Raw genomic sequence first — 16,756 nt, forward strand, 5'->3', positions numbered from 1 at the left:
AAATCTGATCATGCTGATTTCATCTCTTATCATTTCTATCTCTTTTTCATTTTACCTTCTTTATTATGCTTCCTAACTTAAATTTATTTTAATTAAGCATGTTGTATCCGGTCTAAAATAAGGATAAATTCCGATCCCTCACCCACTTTACTTCTCACCCTGATCTTCCCTTTATGGCCAAGGATGATAGTTTTGGCGATCGCCAGCCCCAAACCGTGACCGCCTTTGTCTTTTGTTCTGGATTGGTCGGACCGGTAAAATCTATCGAATATTTTTTCCAGCTCTGCCTTGGTCATTCCTATGCCGCTGTCTCTGATGCTGATCTCCGTACTTTTCTCTTTGATATCTAAACTGATGGAAACCGCCCCGCCCGGAGGAGTATATTTGATCGCATTGTCAATAAAGATCCGCACCGCCTGTTTGAGCATATTGCGGTCGGCGTATACGGATATTTCTTTCTCAATTTCAAGATTAATTTTATGGATGGTGTCAATAATCTGCGTCTCTTTGCCGATCTCCTGCAGCATTTCTGTGAGGCTGAATTCCTCTTTTTGAAACACAAAGGTGTTATTGTCGTGCCTGGCCAGAAACAACAGCTTATCAATAAGTCCATTCATGTTTTCCGATTCATTTTTAATCGCTTCTATGGATTCCCGCAAGACTTCCCGGTTATCTTTCCCCCAGCGGTCCAGCATGACCGCGTAGCCCTGAATGACTGCTATAGGAGTCCTCAATTCATGGGAAGCATCGGAAACAAACTGTTTTTGCTTATTGTACTGGTCTTCAATCCTGTTCATCATCTCATTGAACGTAAGAGCAAGTTCCCTGAGCTCATTTTTTGATCCGCTCACATTCAGACGCAAATTGAGGTTCCTCTCCGAGATATCCCTTACCGTTTGGGTCATTTCCCCTATGGACTGGAAAATTCCCCTGCCGGAAAGAATCACCGCCCAAACAGAAAAAAGCAGCGCCACAGAAAACACATAAAAGATTATTCTGCCAAGCTGATAGGCTTCCAGCAGTTCCCCTTTGATATCCGAATACAGGACAACCGTAATCAGCGTACCTGAGCTCAGCACAGTTTTTTTTACCGGCAGGAAAAACTGGTCTTTGGTCCAAACGGGGACGATCTGACTCGGACCTGTTTGTTCGAGCAAATCGGTCTCCGAAGCAAAGATCAGCCCGTTATTGAAATCATAGACCTGGATGGGAATCAGGTGCTCCCGGGAATAGGCTTTGATCTCTGCGTTCTCTATCCGGCCTTTATTGAGCAAGGGAGCCAGACCTAAGTAGTCCTGAGCTACTCCGGCCTGGATCTTTATTCCGGTGAAAACAAGAATAACCCCTATCCCGGAAACCAAACTGGTTGTCAGCAAAATCTTCAGGTACCTTAACGATAGTTTAAGGCGGATGGAATATTCCGTTTTTTCTTTAAGTGTCTGATTACATAATTTTACCAATACGATGGGGAAAAGGATTATTTTAAAGATCATTTTTATGGGAATGACTGTTCTTCTTTCATTCTTCATCCTGTTTAAAAATATACCCAACTCCTCTCACCGTATGAATAAAGCGCACATCGAACTTCTGATCTATTTTATTGCGCAAATACTTGATGTACACATCTGTGACATTGGTATCCCCATAATAGTCATACCCCCAGACATGATCAAGAATCTTTTCTCTGGATAGCACTATTCCTTTATTTTCCATTAAATATTTTAACAGTTCAAATTCTTTCTTGGATAAGGATATCTCTTTGCCCTCAAAGGTGACTCGGTGTTCATCCCTCAATAAAACAAGCCTGCCTGCCGCTATAACAGCGGAGCTTCCCTCTTTTTTGCTTTTTCTTTTTAAAATCACCCTTATTCTTGCCAGCAATTCCTCGATCGCAAAGGATTTGGTCATATAATCATCGGCCCCGCTGTCCAGACCCATAACCTTATCCGAAACATCATCTTTGGCGGTCAGCATGATGATCGGCACATCAGATTCCTTTCTCACCCGCCTGCATACTTCAATCCCACTCAATTCCGGGAGCATCAGATCCAGGATAATTAAATCAACATTGCCCGCAGCAGCCTTTTCATAACCGCTGCGGCCATCGTGGGCAACTTCCACGGCATAACCCTCATAAGTCAGCTCCAGCTCCAGGAAACGGGCTATTTTCACTTCATCTTCAATGACCAGGATTCTGGTTTTCATCATAACCTCCGGTAGGGATTCCGATCTGAGCAGCAGAAATTTTCAACTTCATTATAAACTGAAATGAACCTGTCAACAACACAGGTTCATTTCTTCAAGCATCCTCTCGGAACGTGTTTAACCAATTCTCCTCCCAGTCAGGTTATTCAACTGTAATCTCATTATAATCCTCATCTTCTTTTTTCTTTTCAGGCCTGTTTTCCTCTTTATGCCCGGTTTTTTCATTTCCTTGCACGTCTTGATTCTGGTCAGGGGCTTTTTTTTCCGGTTTTTCATAGATTTTTTCAGTTGCTGTCCGAACCTTGCTGCCCAGCTCATCCACCATGGCGCTCAAATTCACGTCCTGTCCCTCTTCTTTTCTGATCCTGATCTTATACCCCATCAGGTAAACAGCGACAAGAACAACCGGCCAGGCCCAAAAGGCGGGAATGGTAACGAAGACAGCAAGGATCAGGATATTGACAGGAATATTCAATATTGTCGTATTCTCTTTTTCAATCATGAATCTTGTCAGAAACCCTTTGCGGATAAGTTCTTTTACTCTCGCTTTCCCCTGTTTCCTTTCCTGATGCTTATGCTTGTCCCTGTGCCCGTATTTCTTTTCGAACTCTACAATGGCTTCAAGCAGATCACCGTTATTTTTCCCCAGAAGCTCTTTGGCTTCCTGATAACTGCAATTGGTTCTTTTCCTCATCTCATCAATTTGTTCCATACTGATATTCATCCTATCCACTCCAATTCATTAATATGGGTTTATTCTAAATAATCCCGATTAATCAGTACTTATAAGAAGATTAAAATTTGATGAGAAAATCATTAAGCAGACGAAAGAAAGTTTCCGTCTGCTTAATGATTTAGCGCCATTGAAGATGTTTCTTACATTCCTCTAGGTATAAATGTGTTGCAGTTGGTGTCTCTGGATGTTGAAGCATCTTTGTTCTGAACTTCAATGATTTCAGCGGTACAGTGATCTCCTGAAGAATAATATCTGCAGGTAGACACTTCACATTTGATTCCTGTATTGGGAGAATCCATTTTTTTCACCAATCTTGTACACCTCCTCTCATTTTTTTAGTATTTAACAGATAAGTGGAAAATATACTTTTTGACATTAATCAACAATAAATGATCACAAAAAAACCCTCATCCATTCCGGAATGAGAGCTTATTTCCTTAACGCCCGGCTTACTTCCCGGTATCCGCCAAAAGAGCCTTGACATAATTGGGCAGGGCAAAACATCCTTTATGAAGCTCAGTATTATAATAATTTGTTTGCAAGCCCAGATTGTTCCAGGCTTCCTCATCAAGCTTGCCCACAGGGTCATATTTTTTGGAGGCAAAACCAAAGAGCCAATGTCCGGAAGGATAGGTGGGAATATGAACCTGATAGACCCGGCAAACAGGAAAGAACTCCCGAATGCACTGATGTGCTCTTTGCATGGACCGGGCATACTTGTCGTAATAGGGGCTTTCATGCTGATTGACCAGGATGCCCTCTTCCGTTAACGCCTTATCGCAATTCCCGTAAAACTCTTTTGTAAACAGACCCTCTCCCGGTCCAAAAGGATCTGTGGAGTCGACAATGATCAAATCATACAGGTTTTCCCTGGAACGGACAAATTTCAACCCATCTTCATAATAGATGCGTACCCGCGGGTCATCAAGCTTACAGGCTGTCTGGGGCAGATACTGCCGGCAAACATCGACAACCATTTTGTCGATTTCCACCATATCAATGGATTCAATACCTGGGTAACGGGTCAGCTCCCGTACTGTTCCGCCGTCACCGGCGCCGATAACCAAAGCTTTTTTGATCCTGGGATTTGTTGCCATAGGCACATGAACGATCATTTCATGATAAATAAACTCATCCTTTTCCGTCACCATAATCAGCCCGTCCAGAGTTAAAAATGTCCCGAACTCTTTAGATTTGAAAACATCAATCCTCTGAAACTCGCTCTTTGCCGTATATAAATGCTGATTGACCTTAACCGAAAACCGGACGCTTTTTGTATGCTGTTCCGAATACCACAGTTCCATTGTTTATTCCTCCACTACTCTGATCTTCTCAATGGCCATATCGGCAGTGCCTGTCAGGGAACTGCCTTTGGTTTTGGCATAGGAAATATATTCAATGATCTCCCTGGTGATCCGTTCCCCCGGTGCCAGAATCGGAATACCCGGCGGATAAGCCATCACAAACTCGGCGCTGATAAAACCGGCGCTGTCTTCTATCTTTAGCGGGTATTGTTCAGCATAAAAAGCCTGTTGAGGGGTAATGACGATTTCCGGATTAATATATTCATGATCAAGCATGCCCGCCTGATCACGCAGATAAAGTCTCTTAATTTCCGCCAGGGCGGCAACCAGCCGTTCTAATGCCAATGCCCGATCGCCCACGGAAATAATCGCCAGAATATTGCCGATATCGCCAAATTCGATCTGAATTCCATAATCGTCCCGGAGAATGTCATAAACCTCAATACCTGCCAATCCGATATTCCTGGTATGAACAGAAAGTTTGGTGTGATCGAAGGCAAACACCGAATCGCCATTGACCATTTCACCGGCAAAGGCATAATATCCTCCTATTTTATTGATTTCTTCCCGGGCATAGTTCGCTAGAGCGGAAACTTGAGCAAAGATATTTTTTCCGTCCAGAGCAAGATTACGCCTGGAAATATCCAGTGAAGACAAGAGAAGATATGACCCGCTGGTCGTTTGGGTAAGATTAATAATTTGCCGGACATGTCCGGGATTGGGCCGGGAACCAATAAGCAGAAAGGAGCTCTGGGTCAGAGATCCCCCTGTTTTATGCATGCTGACTGCCGCCATATCCGCTCCCGCCGCCATGGCGCTGACGGGCATTCCTTCCCCAAAATAGAAATGGGTCCCGTGAGCTTCATCAACCAGAACATCCATATTATGACGGTGGGCCAACTCGGTAATTGTCCGCAGATCGGTGCAGATCCCATAATAAGTAGGGTTATTGAGAAATACTGCTTTGGCTTCCGGATGATCAGCGATCGCCTGCCTGACCTCCGCCACAGACATCCCCAGAGGTATCCCCAGCTCCTTATTAATACCCGGGTTGACATAGACCGGGACGGCTCCGCTGACAATCAGGGCATTGATGGCACTGCGATGAACATTACGGGGAATGATGATTTTATCCCCCCGCTTGCAAACACTCATGATCATGGCCTGGACCGCCGAGGTTGTCCCATTGACCATAAAAAAAGCATGTTGGGCCGCAAAAGCATCTGCGGCCAATTCTTCGGCTTCTTTAATGACAGATACGGGATGAATCAAATTATCTAAAGGCTTCATTGAATTCACGTCTACCGAAAGGCAGCTCTCACCCAAAAATTCCTTGAGTTCAGGGTTTCCTCTGCCTTGCTTATGGCCGGGCACGTCAAATGGAACTACCCGCATGGATTTGTAGTGTAACAGTGCTTCATAGATTGGAGCCTTGCTTTGCCTGAGCGCCGGCATGAGAAACCATCGCCTTTCCTTGCCTCTGTTCAATCCTGCTATAAGTTTATGCCATTTTTTCCGTTAAATCTATTCCCGGATTGTGTTCTCTACCTAGGACAAGCGGTCCTTAAAGTCCGTGTACCCAAAGCTGCGGATGATTTCATCGGTTCCGCCCGCCGTCCGTAAAATAATGTCGGGCAGCCTCATTCCATTGAAGGTATTGTTTTTCACCATAGAATAAATAGCCATATCACAGAAGACCAGACGGTCCCCGGGGAATAACGGGCGGTCAAAAGAATAATCCCCGATGATATCTCCGGCCAGACAGGTAGGCCCGCCCAGACGGTAAGTATATTTCTTTTCCCCCGGCTGCCCCGCCCCAATGATTTCCGGACGGTAAGGCATTTCCAGCACATCAGGCATATGACAGGCTGCGGAAGTATCCAGGATAGCGATATTCATCCCATTATCCAGGATATCCAATACTGAGGACACCAAAAAGCCGCTGTCCAGAGCTACTGCCTCACCGGGCTCCAGGTAGACGGTCAGGTCATAGGTCTGACGCAGCCGGCTGATGGTCCGGACCAGAAGGTCAAGATCATAGTCCTCGCGGGTAATATGATGGCCGCCGCCCAGGTTCAGCCACTCCAAATCATATAAGTATTCCCCGAACCCAGCTTCAAAGGCTTTCAGGGTTTCTGCCAGCGCATCCGCGTTTTGCTGGCACAACGTATGCAGATGCAGTCCGGAAATACCGGCAAGCTTATCCGGTTGAAAATTGGCCTTTGTTACCCCAAGCCGCGAATGGGGCGCACAGGGATTATAGAGATCAGGACCATTTTGTGTAGAACATTCGGGATTTATCCGCAAACCGCATTTTTTTCCCGCGGCAAGCGTCCTCCTGCCGAATTTTTCCCACTGGGCAAAGCTGTTGAATACGATATGATCGGCAACAGCCAGAATTTCCTCGAATTCATCGTCCCGGTAAGCCGGGCTAAAAATATGCACTTCTTTGCCGAATTCTTCGCGGCCCAGCCGGGCCTCGTATAATCCGCTGGCTGTTGTTCCACAGAGATACCGGGCCAGCAGGGGATAAACACGGAACATGGAGAATGCTTTCTGCGCCAGCAAGATTCTTGCTCCGCTTCGTTCCTGTACGCTTTTTAAGATCTCCAGATTTTTGACAAGCAGCTTTTCTTCGATGACATAGCTGGGAGTCGGCACCAGCGCAAACTCTTGGTTCATTACGGTACCATCGCCGGCTGGAAATCTTCTTCCCAAGGCAGCCCCCATTTGTTGAGGGCCTCCATAAATGGATCAGGGTCAAACTCTTCCACATTGTAAACACCGGGTTTCGACCAGGTGCCGTTCATCACCAGCATTGCGCCGATCATGGCCGGAACCCCGGTAGTATAGCTGATTGCCTGGCTCCCCACCTCACGGTAGCACTCCTCATGGTCACAGATATTAAAGAGATAGTAGGTTTTTTCCCTGCCGTCTTTGATTCCCTTAAAAATACAGCCTATGTTGGTTTTACCCTTGGTACGAGGTCCAAGAGAGGCAGGATCAGGCAGAACGGCCTTCAAAAACTGCAGGGGGATAATCTCCATCCCCTGATAATTGATCGGCTCAATGCTGGTCATGCCTACATTTTCTAAACAATTCAGATGGGTCAAATAGTTTTGGCTGAAGGTCATAAAAAAACGGATGCGCTTGATGCCCTTGATATTGAGGGCCAGACTTTCCAGTTCCTCATGGTGCAGGAGATACATTTCCTTCAGGCCTACTCCCTTGAAATCATATTCACGTTTGATTTCCATCGGTTCAGTGGTTATCCAGCGTCCGGTTTCCCAATACATGCCTTTTGCCGTGACTTCCCGAATGTTGATTTCCGGATTGAAATTTGTGGCAAAAGGATAGCCATGATCTCCCCCGTTACAGTCAAGAATATCGATTTCATGAATCTCATCGAAATAGTGCTTCATGGCATATGCGCTGAAGACACCCGTTACTCCCGGGTCAAAGCCGGAACCCAGCAGGGCGGTAATCCCCGCTTCTTTGAACTTCTCCCGGTAATCCCATTGCCATTTATACTCAAAATGAGCGGTATCCTCCGGCTCATAGTTGGCGGTATCGACATAGCTGGTCTTGGTGGCCAGACAAGCGTCCATGATGTGCAGATCCTGATAAGGCAGGGCCAGATTCAGTACGACATCGGGCTTTTCTTTGCTGATTAGGGCAATAAGCTCATCGACCTTATCCGCATCCACCTGAGCGGTAGTGATTTTGGTTTTGCCGCCGCCCAGCTTTTCCGCCAGGGCATCGCATTTTGCCTTTGTGCGGCTGGCTATACAAAGCTCACTGAAAGCCTCCGAATTTTGACAAATTTTGTGAATGGCCACACCGGCTACACCGCCACAGCCAATAACAAGTATTTTTCCCATTTTCGTTCCTCCCCATCTCTGTGTTGACTCCGAAACAGTTTACAAATAAAAAACGCCCAGATGCTGCGACTGCAAAAAACAAAGCAGTACACCACACCTAAGCGGAACGATCATAAAAAACCTATTATTTGGCTCTACCAAACACCAGAGAAAAATCAGGCGGTTTCATGTAGAGTTATTTATTCAGCTTTCGAGGTTTCAGAGTCTATATAGCAAGGAATTACTTTTACTACTCTTATTGATCGCTTCACAAGTGTGATGTGAGCCCCGGCTCAATCAATAAAGCAACAAAGTTGCCATTTTCGGCTTTTGACCCGGCTGTCCGTATGGCCTTCACCCTCTGAATCACTTCAGAGATCGGTCAAAAAATTCTTTGCTGAAAAGGTTCCCGAACCTCTTTTCGCAAGAGATATTATATCGAAAACTTCGAGATTTTTCAATAGTTTTTGCAAACAATGTTTACGAACAATGTTTGCCAATCCTCATTTTTGCAAGGGAGCCAACCAGGAGGCTCGCTGAAGTATTCAAGAGACAGGACTCAGATACCACTTGCAGCCATTGCGATCATCTGGTGCCCGAGAACATTGGGATGAAAGTGGTCCGGTCCGATAACTGACTGCTCTCTGCCTTGAAATGTCCTGTCAATTGGGACGACTTGAAAACCATAACGTTTAGCACAATGAACGATCACTCTGTTCACCTGATTAATCAAGGGCTGGACTAATGTTGAGAATCGGCAATACGGTCCGGCTGGCAAAGGATTATAAATTGTCGCGATTTTTACAAGAGCCCCTGGATGAAGAGAACGAATTTGAGAGCCGATTAGATCAAGATTTTTTTTAAAATCAGCCAGGAAAAGCGGGATATTCAAGCTCCCTCCCCTTAAAACAGCCGCTGCTGAATGTAAAAGATCATTGGAGCCGATCGTAAGCGTGATCACCTCCGCTTTAGAGATTAAGCTTTGCAGCTGAACATTTGAAAACAATAAATTGGCCAACCCTTCTGTTGTCAGCCCGTTTATTCCGCAAGCGATGAATTGAAGATCAGGATTGATGGAATGAAGATAAGAATAGTAAATCAGGGCGAATTTTCGGCTGCCGACACCATACCCCGCTGTTAAAGAATCCCCCAGGGCAATATAATAGCTTAACACGTTTTTTACTCACCCCCCGGCCCCTGATTATATGTCAATATATGGTATTCAGACCGAGTCGAGCTTGTGAAAAAGAATAAAAGATCATCCATTAGATTCTCGGCCGTCTCGTTTTACTAAAAAAGGGTGTTTTAGCATTTTTTTCTTTTTTATGAGAATTGAAGGCTCACATCAGGCACCTGTTGCATAGTCTATTACTGGATATATATTCCAGAGAAGGAGGGCTATTCAATGTCAATCGGTGCTGTAGACGGCTTTCAGGGAAACAGATGTTTCTGCGGTATAGCAATCGTTGTTGTGATCATTCTTTTGTTAATTGCATTAGGCATTGTTTTCTAGTTTTTAAAGAAATGCGCGAAAGGAGGAAATATTTATGTTCGGTGGAGGTTGTTGTTGCAGACAGGCATCATACCCGGCAGTATCATACCCTGTAGGTGGATATGGCGGCGGTGCGGGAGCTGCTATTATTGCTATCGCCATTTTGATTCTCATTGCTTTAGCTGTAATTTTTTAAGTATGGTTTTTTGAATATAACGATTGACTGGAAGAGCTTTGTCTGCTCTTCCAGTTTTTCATTCCTTGATCACCCCAGTTATAAGAACAAAAAGACCTGTTACACCAGGTCTGAACACTGCATTCTGCGGCTTAAGCAATTTAGAGAGTTATCCCAGCATCTTTCCCAATACGGAAACAATTTCCTGAGAGTACTTACGTCCATCACTTTTCAGCGCTTTTACTGCTGTTTCCATTTTTTGCAGCGGTTTATAGGGACGATAGGAGATCATTGCATCAATACTATCGGCAATCATTACGATTCTGACGTCAGGATGGATTTGTTTTCCTTTCAGTCCTTTGGGATACCCGCTCCCATCCAGGCGTTCATGATGCTGCAAAACGATATCCAGGCATCCCTTAGGGATACCGCATGGTTCAAGAGAGCTCATCCCAAATTCACAATGCTGCTGGATGTGCTCCATTTCCACGTCATTTAAGGAACCGGGTTTCTCAATGATGGATTTTGGGATTAACAGCTTTCCTGCGTCATGCAGAAAGGCTCCCGTTCCGATATTCCATAACTCGTCATCAGAATACCGCATTTCCATAGCGATCATCAGGGATATCATAGAGACATCTATACAATGAACATACAGCCAGTCGACATAGCTCCCCAGAGCATGGACAAAAAACCACCAGGGCTTCGTTTGGGAATCAGCGATGATCGCGCTCAATATCTCTATTGTATATTCCAAATTCCGTTCATTACAAATATTGATCTTTTCTGCGAGATCCCAGGCAATCCTGGAAATTGATGAGCCCTGTATCCTAGCTAAAACATCATCTGTTATTTTTTTGCCCTTAGCCAATAGCAATAACCCGTTTTCGTCATAAATATTTTTCTTCGCAAAAGGTTCAGACATTTTAAAGACTCCCTCTATGACTTGCTCGATTAATGGCAGGTTTAAATGCTATGATGGTTTAGCAGTCAACATTGATTTTCTCATTTGGGAACTGATTTATTTCATTCATTAGGACTATCGGCCTATTAGATACAACATTTTAGTAATTTTGTTGCATTTACAATATCAAAAAAACCCTTTATATAAAGGATTTTCGTTGCTGATTTCAGAAATTTTATTATTTTTTTATGTATTATAATTATCTTTTTTTATATACTATAATAGTAAAAGATACATTTGGAGGACGAAATTATTATGACCGTTGAACCAATTAGAGAAAAAGACAAAATTAAGCAGCTTTATCAGTATTTAAACGGCAGTGATCCCAAATATGCTCTGGTTTTTAAATTTGGTATTAATACCGGCCTGAGAATCAGTGATATCATCCCTCTTAAAGTGAATGATATCTTTAATCATAAATGGCAATTTAAAGAGCACCTCATCCTGACTGAAAAGAAAACCGCAAAAGAAAAGAAAATTAAGCTAAATGACACCTTGCGCAAATCTCTTGATTTTTATATTAAAAATCAGCGTCTCGACCTGAATGACTATCTTTTTCGAAGTCAGAAGGGCGGTTATATCGGGAGAATTCAAATCTACAGGGTATTAAAGGAAGCCGCTGCTGTAATTGGGATTGAAAATTTCGGTACTCACAGTTTACGGAAAACCTGGGGTTATTGGACTTATAAAATATCCAAATATAATGTCGGACTGATTATGGACACCTTTAACCACAGTTCACCCAGTATCACTCTCCGTTATATCGGTATCAATCAGGACCAAAAAGATGAGCTTTATTCCATTGTTCAACTATAAATGTTCTTTTTCGCAAAAATCTTCATTGTTCAACCATATCAATACATAATCACCCATAGATTGACAATTTTGTACCAGCAAGGTAAACTATACTTAAGTGTAAATGCAACAAAATTACTAGAATGTTGCATTTATTGGGTATCCTTTCCAATAAATCTTTGGTCCGCTTTACTTTAAGATCATCGCTCAGAAAGGGAATATCGCCAAGAACCGTTTATCGCGGTTGGCAATATTCCCTTTTTTATTTGATGGGGACATTTTTTATCAATTGTCGGGGAAATATCCTCAATTCTGATCATCCAAAAATACCTTAAATGCAGTCGGAAGAGCATATGTCCCAGCGACAACAGCCTGATTCATCCAAGTAAAACATGCCGGCTGTGCTGTACAGGCAATATAATAACAGGTCATATGCCATTTTATATGAGTAAAAATATGGACACGCTGTAGGGATTTTATCATTGAGACAGGCTGGGTTTTCCATTGTGCGGCCAGTTCTATCGCCTGCTGCTCATCTAATTTCCCCTGGACATTAGGGAACTCCCACAATCCGGCTAACAGCCCGTCCTTTTTTCTGCGATGAATTGCGATGTTCCCCTGGCAGGAAAATAAAAACACTGTAATGTCTTCGATCTTCTTTATTTTTTTATTTTGCTTCCCGGACCAGTGCAAGCCTGTATTGTTCTGGAAGGCTTTGCAGAAAGTTGATACCGGACAAATCCGGCATTTGGGCGTCCCTTTCGGAAGACAAACCGTTGCTCCAAGTTCCATCAGACTTTGAGTAAAATCGCCGCTCCGGTCTTTGGGATAAATTTCGACAAGTGAAGCTGTGATCAATTTTTTTCCCTCTGATGCCTTCACCCGGTCGTCAAGCCCCATAATCCTTGAAATGACCCGCAATACATTACCGTCTACAGCCGGAACCGGCTGTCCGAAGCAAATGGAGGCAATCGCTCCTGCCGTATAGGGACCAACACCAGGCAATTTTAAAAGCTGCTCATATGTCTCGGGAAAATGACCGACATACTCGTCTACAATGCGCCTGGCCGTTTTTTGCAGGTTACGGGCACGACTGTAATAGCCAAGTCCCTCCCAAAGCTTCAGCAGTTTTTGTTCATCTGTTTGGGCAAGCTCTTCCACGGTGGGGATTTCCTCAAGGAAACGAGTATAATAAGTTTTCACAACCTCTACCCTGGTTTGTTGAAGCATAATTTCGGAAAGCCATATATGATAGGGGATACAATCTTTCCGCCAAGGAAGGAGCCGGGCGTTTTGATCATACCATTCCAAAAGTATACGGGGTAAGGCATGCTGAAGCCTCAGCCCGTCTTTGTCCGCTTGTACCGCGTGTGCAGATCCTTCTTCAGTCATCATTTTCCTCTCATGGGTTCTTCGTTTATGCTATCCTGCGACTCAGTGTTTTTCATTATAGCATAAAGAATGATCCTTTGAATATTTACGACAGCTTGGAAAAAACCGCTTGGTTATATTTTCCTTATTTTAACAAGGGCAGTTGGATGCCGGAAGTCCGAGCACAAAAAAATAAGCCCCGCGACAATGGGCAGGGCAAATCGTACGGTAACACCTTCTCTATTTATTCATCGACCCCAACCATAACGGAAGTAGCTTTAACGACGGCATAGGCTTCTCCCCCCACCTTCAGTCCAAGCTCTTTAACGGCCTCGAGGGAAATTGTTGCGGCTACTTTGTTTCCTGCGCCAATATCTAATACAACAATAGCATTGACAGCTCCTTCATTAATAGAAACAACTTTGCCTTTCCACTGATTCCTGGCACTGATTTTCATGACTTATCCCTCCCAATGTAATTTAATACCTCTATCTTAGCAATAATTACTATGGTTGACAAATATTTCGGGTATGATTTCATAATATTGGGTTTCTGAGCTCTTGCCCACCGCCTTTTACACCCGCCCTTCTTTCCTTGAATATACTATGGCTATCAATGCAATGATTGGAGTGGGTCACTTTGGACTACTGGATTGAAGTAGAGCAGGGAGTTCGGATTTATGTCAATGACATCAATCCATCCGGACATAGCCCCATCTTGTTTATGCACGGCTGGCCGGCAAATCATCACTTGTTTGAGTACCAGTATGATCAGCTTTTACAGCGGGGGTACCGCTGTCTGGGAATGGATGTCAGGGGTTTCGGACAATCCGATAAACCCTTGTACGGCTACGACTACAACCGGTCTGCCGACGATATCCGCTGCGTGGTAGAAGCAATGACGCTGAATAACTTTACCCTGCTTGGGCACTCTACCGCCGGGGCAGTTGCCGTCCGCTATATGAAACGCCACGAGGGATATGGAGTTTCCAAGCTTGTCCTCTGTGCCGCCGCTGCTCCCAGTCTCATTCAACGCCCGAACTTTCCCTATGGACTAAACGAAATGGCGGTAACCAACATAATCCAGGGTACATATCGCGACCGTCCGGATATGCTGAGAGACTTTGGAGAGATATTCTTCCACAACAAAGTGTCCGAACCTTTTGCCAGCTGGTTTCTTCAAATGGGTCTGCAAGCCGCAAGCTGGTCTACGGTCCAAGTGGCTAAGGCGTGGCTTTCAGAGGTACTCTTTGACGATCTTGCCTTTGTGAATATTCCGACCCTTATTCTCCACGGCATTCATGACAGAGTCTGTTTATTCCGTTTGGGTGTTGCTCAACATCAGGGAATAAAAGGCTCCATCTTTGTTCCGTTCAAGAATAGTGGTCATGGCCTGTTTTATGACGAAAAAGAAAAATTCAACGATCAGCTGATGCGGTTTGTCGGATAGGGATTTTTTCTCGTTTTTATCCCCATTGAATATTTCAAGGTCCGGTATTCCCTTGGTCTGCCACGGAGGTGTCATTGACAATGCCCACAATGTTTAATTGATTTTCTTTTGACAGGTCGACTAATTCAGAATTCACATAGATGATCGGCCTTGTGATGTTGTATTTGGGGATATGAATGACCTTCCCTGTCTCACCTGAGTTTAGCAATACCTGCGAACCTACATAATGAAAGATCAGGTTATTGACAAAAGTGTTCATGATGCTGATATCGTAAGTAGTTAATCCTTCCGTCATCAGGATATCAAGTGCCGTGAAGGGCGTGTATTTGCCCCTGTATTCCCTGTCGGAAGTCAACGCGTCATAGGTATCGGCAATTGAAACAATTTTTGTGTTCATATTCAGCTGCCTTCCGGTATATCTGTTCGGATAACCGGACCCATCTTCTCTTTCATGATGCAAGAGAACCCCTACCTTTATATCAGAATCCATGGAAATGATTTCTTTGATCATGTTATAGCCGTACATTGCATGTTTTTGGATCACCTTAAGTTCTTCAGAACACAATTTTTCTTTTTTGTTCAGTAAATCGAGCGGAATTTTAGTTTTGCCGATGTCATGGAGCAACCCTGTCTTAATAATGTTTTTTGTCTTTTTTTCGGTTAAATTCATCCATCTGCAAATCAGTGCCGAATAAAATGCTACATTTAAGCTGTGCTCGAATGTATAATTATCATGATTTTTTATATCACAAAGAAATTTCACAAGGTATTGGTTACACGCCATCTCACTAAAAATGAAATCGCTGATCATGTCAAGATTATTGATGTCGGCTTGATCATCATTCGACAAATTTTGGATTATCTTTTTAAGCGTTTTTATGTTATTCTCATAGTTTTCATAAAACTCATCAAGCTCCGGATCAATACCGGCGGATTGTCTTTTCTGCGCTGCCCTGAATATCCAAAAATCTTTGATCCCCATATTAATGAGGTTTTTCAGGATATATTCATTGATTATGGTATTTTTTGCTACAATGAGCAAACCATATTGATTGAATATATCAACAGCTACCTGATCTCCGATTTTGCAAGTAAAAGGTGATGCTTTAATCTTAATCATATAACCACCTTAAAGTATAATGTTCTTCCGTAAAACTCATCTAAGATATCTTAAACATCTAAGGCAGAATATTAATAAAAAGACAAATAAAATAAATCGTATTTATTTTATTTATTCGATTTTATTAATAATAAATAAAAGTCATAGCCCCCATAAGAGCGCCATGACTTTAAAATCACATTGTTATACGATTTTATGGCAACCCGGCTATCATGGTTAGATTACTTTAGACCCGTGGCTTTGTGTCCCTGTCTTTCGACAGGTTTACTCTTATCATATTTTTTCACATCTCTGTGCTTATGGTCACAATAATATATAGGACCAAAGAACTACACATTTATATCAGGTTACAATAAACGGGGAGAAAAGTCAACAAAATTCTTACTTTTTTTCACATTATATCCGTTTGTTGCTAATGAAGGCGAATCTGCGTTTTATTTACAAATATTTCGTTGTTGGTTTTAAGTATGGCTTCTCAATTTACAAACTGGCATCTCACCCCTTCTATCAGTTCATTGATCATCAATGCAATATATACTTTACATAAAGCAATTTATAATATATATTATAAGCATTAGGAGGTTTCCAATGAAAAATAAGCGAATGAAAATCGCCCGAATGGAATGTGATATGAAGCAAGAGGATTTAGCGAAAGCTGTAGGTGTCACACGCCAAACAATAGGGATGATTGAATCTGGGAATTACAATCCTACTCTTAATCTTTGCATAGCAATCTGTAAAGCGCTCGGCAAAACTTTAGATGGATTATTTTGGGAGGAATCGCAATGAAAAGAAAACACGGGTCAGATGAAAGAATTCTAATACAAAGCAGGAAAGTATTGAGTGAGGGATATACCCTTTTGATGATTATGCTTCTTGTATCTATCCTTGTGCAGCAGTTTCTGTTCGACGCTCCATTTGAACAGTATGCCGTTGAATTCATATGCTTTTTTGGTGTATACATTTATATTGTCATTCGAAGGTTAATGCTGGGAGTCAATCTGTTCGGCGACAAGGATACGACCAAAAAAATGACCTTACTGAATAGCCTAGTCACCGGGTTTATCATAACGATAATGAACGGTGTTCTGAACTATACCAAATATACGGAGAGCGCTAAAGAGCAGTTGGGATTTTTTATCATTACACTGTTGATTGTCTTTACGTGCGCAACTATTGGTTCATCCGTTATGTTGTCGATTCTCAATCATTTTAACAATAAAAAGCAACTGCAGATTCAGAAAAGATTGGATGAAGAAGAACGAGAAGACTAAGAAGAGGGGCT

The 16,756-nt window shown here is 43.1% G+C and carries 17 protein-coding genes and 1 riboswitch; of the genes, 4 read left to right on the forward strand and 13 right to left on the reverse strand.

The features are described from left to right. Window positions 1–92: 92 nt before the first annotated feature. The 10 genes from SGLY_RS15890 to SGLY_RS15930 all read right to left on the reverse strand — a co-directional run bounded on the left by SGLY_RS15890 (window position 93) and on the right by SGLY_RS15930 (window position 10,697). Window positions 93–1,529 carry a sensor histidine kinase gene (locus SGLY_RS15890; RefSeq protein ID WP_041444856.1) on the reverse strand — a complete coding sequence of 479 codons (1,437 nt, stop codon included), beginning with the start codon at window positions 1,527–1,529 and terminating at the stop codon, window positions 93–95. Further along, window positions 1,519–2,205, reverse strand: a complete 687-nt coding sequence (locus tag SGLY_RS15895; protein WP_013626164.1) for a response regulator transcription factor — start codon at window positions 2,203–2,205, stop codon at window positions 1,519–1,521. Before SGLY_RS15895 ends, SGLY_RS15890 begins: the two co-directional genes overlap by 11 nt. A gap of 142 nt (window positions 2,206–2,347) precedes the next feature. Then, a complete protein-coding gene (locus SGLY_RS15900; RefSeq protein WP_013626165.1) occupies window positions 2,348–2,929 on the reverse strand; it encodes a DUF4342 domain-containing protein in 582 nt (193 codons plus the stop codon). 152 nt (window positions 2,930–3,081) lie between these two features. After that, window positions 3,082–3,240 carry a DUF1540 domain-containing protein gene (locus SGLY_RS17690; protein ID WP_083811275.1) on the reverse strand — a complete coding sequence of 53 codons (159 nt, stop codon included), beginning with the start codon at window positions 3,238–3,240 and terminating at the stop codon, window positions 3,082–3,084. Window positions 3,241–3,390: 150 nt separating this feature from the next. Beyond that, window positions 3,391–4,245 (reverse strand): polyamine aminopropyltransferase, encoded by an 855-nt coding sequence (gene speE, locus SGLY_RS15905; protein WP_013626167.1) that lies wholly within the window; start codon window positions 4,243–4,245, stop codon window positions 3,391–3,393. 3 nt (window positions 4,246–4,248) lie between these two features. Continuing rightward, entirely contained in the window at window positions 4,249–5,700 is a 1,452-nt protein-coding gene (locus SGLY_RS15910; RefSeq protein ID WP_013626168.1) for an aminotransferase class I/II-fold pyridoxal phosphate-dependent enzyme, read from the reverse strand. A 93-nt stretch (window positions 5,701–5,793) separates the two neighbouring features. Further along, window positions 5,794–6,927 carry a carboxynorspermidine decarboxylase gene (gene nspC, locus SGLY_RS15915; protein WP_013626169.1) on the reverse strand — a complete coding sequence of 378 codons (1,134 nt, stop codon included), beginning with the start codon at window positions 6,925–6,927 and terminating at the stop codon, window positions 5,794–5,796. Continuing rightward, window positions 6,927–8,126, reverse strand: coding sequence for a saccharopine dehydrogenase family protein (locus SGLY_RS15920; RefSeq protein WP_013626170.1), 1,200 nt, complete (start codon window positions 8,124–8,126; stop codon window positions 6,927–6,929). The genes nspC and SGLY_RS15920 overlap by 1 nt, the downstream gene beginning before the upstream one ends. Before the next feature lie 538 nt (window positions 8,127–8,664). Then, complete coding sequence (locus tag SGLY_RS15925) at window positions 8,665–9,279, reverse strand: SGNH/GDSL hydrolase family protein (RefSeq protein ID WP_013626171.1); 615 nt, start codon at window positions 9,277–9,279, stop codon at window positions 8,665–8,667. 662 nt (window positions 9,280–9,941) lie between these two features. Continuing rightward, window positions 9,942–10,697, reverse strand: coding sequence for an HD-GYP domain-containing protein (locus SGLY_RS15930; RefSeq protein ID WP_013626174.1), 756 nt, complete (start codon window positions 10,695–10,697; stop codon window positions 9,942–9,944). 294 nt (window positions 10,698–10,991) lie between these two features. Between SGLY_RS15930 and SGLY_RS15935 the strand changes: the two genes are divergently transcribed. Then, window positions 10,992–11,552 (forward strand): tyrosine-type recombinase/integrase, encoded by a 561-nt coding sequence (locus SGLY_RS15935; protein ID WP_013626175.1) that lies wholly within the window; start codon window positions 10,992–10,994, stop codon window positions 11,550–11,552. Window positions 11,553–11,837: 285 nt separating this feature from the next. Here SGLY_RS15935 and mutY read toward each other — a convergent pair whose 3' ends face one another. Further along, on the reverse strand, window positions 11,838–12,923 hold the full coding sequence (gene mutY / locus SGLY_RS15940) for an A/G-specific adenine glycosylase (RefSeq protein ID WP_013626176.1): 1,086 nt from the start codon (window positions 12,921–12,923) through the stop codon (window positions 11,838–11,840). Between the two features lie 223 nt (window positions 12,924–13,146). Beyond that, window positions 13,147–13,359 (reverse strand): TOBE domain-containing protein, encoded by a 213-nt coding sequence (locus SGLY_RS15945; protein ID WP_013626177.1) that lies wholly within the window; start codon window positions 13,357–13,359, stop codon window positions 13,147–13,149. A 182-nt stretch (window positions 13,360–13,541) separates the two neighbouring features. Here SGLY_RS15945 and SGLY_RS15950 point away from each other — a divergent pair, with 182 nt between their 5' ends. Further along, window positions 13,542–14,351 (forward strand): alpha/beta fold hydrolase, encoded by an 810-nt coding sequence (locus SGLY_RS15950; RefSeq protein ID WP_013626178.1) that lies wholly within the window; start codon window positions 13,542–13,544, stop codon window positions 14,349–14,351. A gap of 34 nt (window positions 14,352–14,385) precedes the next feature. On the opposite strand, the gene SGLY_RS15955 is transcribed toward SGLY_RS15950, so the two are convergent. Beyond that, complete coding sequence (locus tag SGLY_RS15955; protein WP_013626179.1) at window positions 14,386–15,471, reverse strand: HD-GYP domain-containing protein; 1,086 nt, start codon at window positions 15,469–15,471, stop codon at window positions 14,386–14,388. Between the two features lie 194 nt (window positions 15,472–15,665). Then, window positions 15,666–15,750: riboswitch (cyclic di-GMP riboswitch) on the reverse strand. A gap of 309 nt (window positions 15,751–16,059) precedes the next feature. Between SGLY_RS15955 and SGLY_RS15960 the strand changes: the two genes are divergently transcribed. Continuing rightward, window positions 16,060–16,260, forward strand: coding sequence for a helix-turn-helix transcriptional regulator (locus SGLY_RS15960; RefSeq protein WP_013626180.1), 201 nt, complete (start codon window positions 16,060–16,062; stop codon window positions 16,258–16,260). Beyond that, window positions 16,257–16,745 (forward strand): DUF6773 family protein, encoded by a 489-nt coding sequence (locus SGLY_RS15965; RefSeq protein ID WP_013626181.1) that lies wholly within the window; start codon window positions 16,257–16,259, stop codon window positions 16,743–16,745. The genes SGLY_RS15960 and SGLY_RS15965 overlap by 4 nt, the downstream gene beginning before the upstream one ends. Window positions 16,746–16,756: the final 11 nt, after the last annotated feature.

The organism is Syntrophobotulus glycolicus DSM 8271 (assembly GCF_000190635.1).
In the GTDB taxonomy this organism is placed as follows: Bacteria; Bacillota; Desulfitobacteriia; order Desulfitobacteriales; family Syntrophobotulaceae; genus Syntrophobotulus; species Syntrophobotulus glycolicus.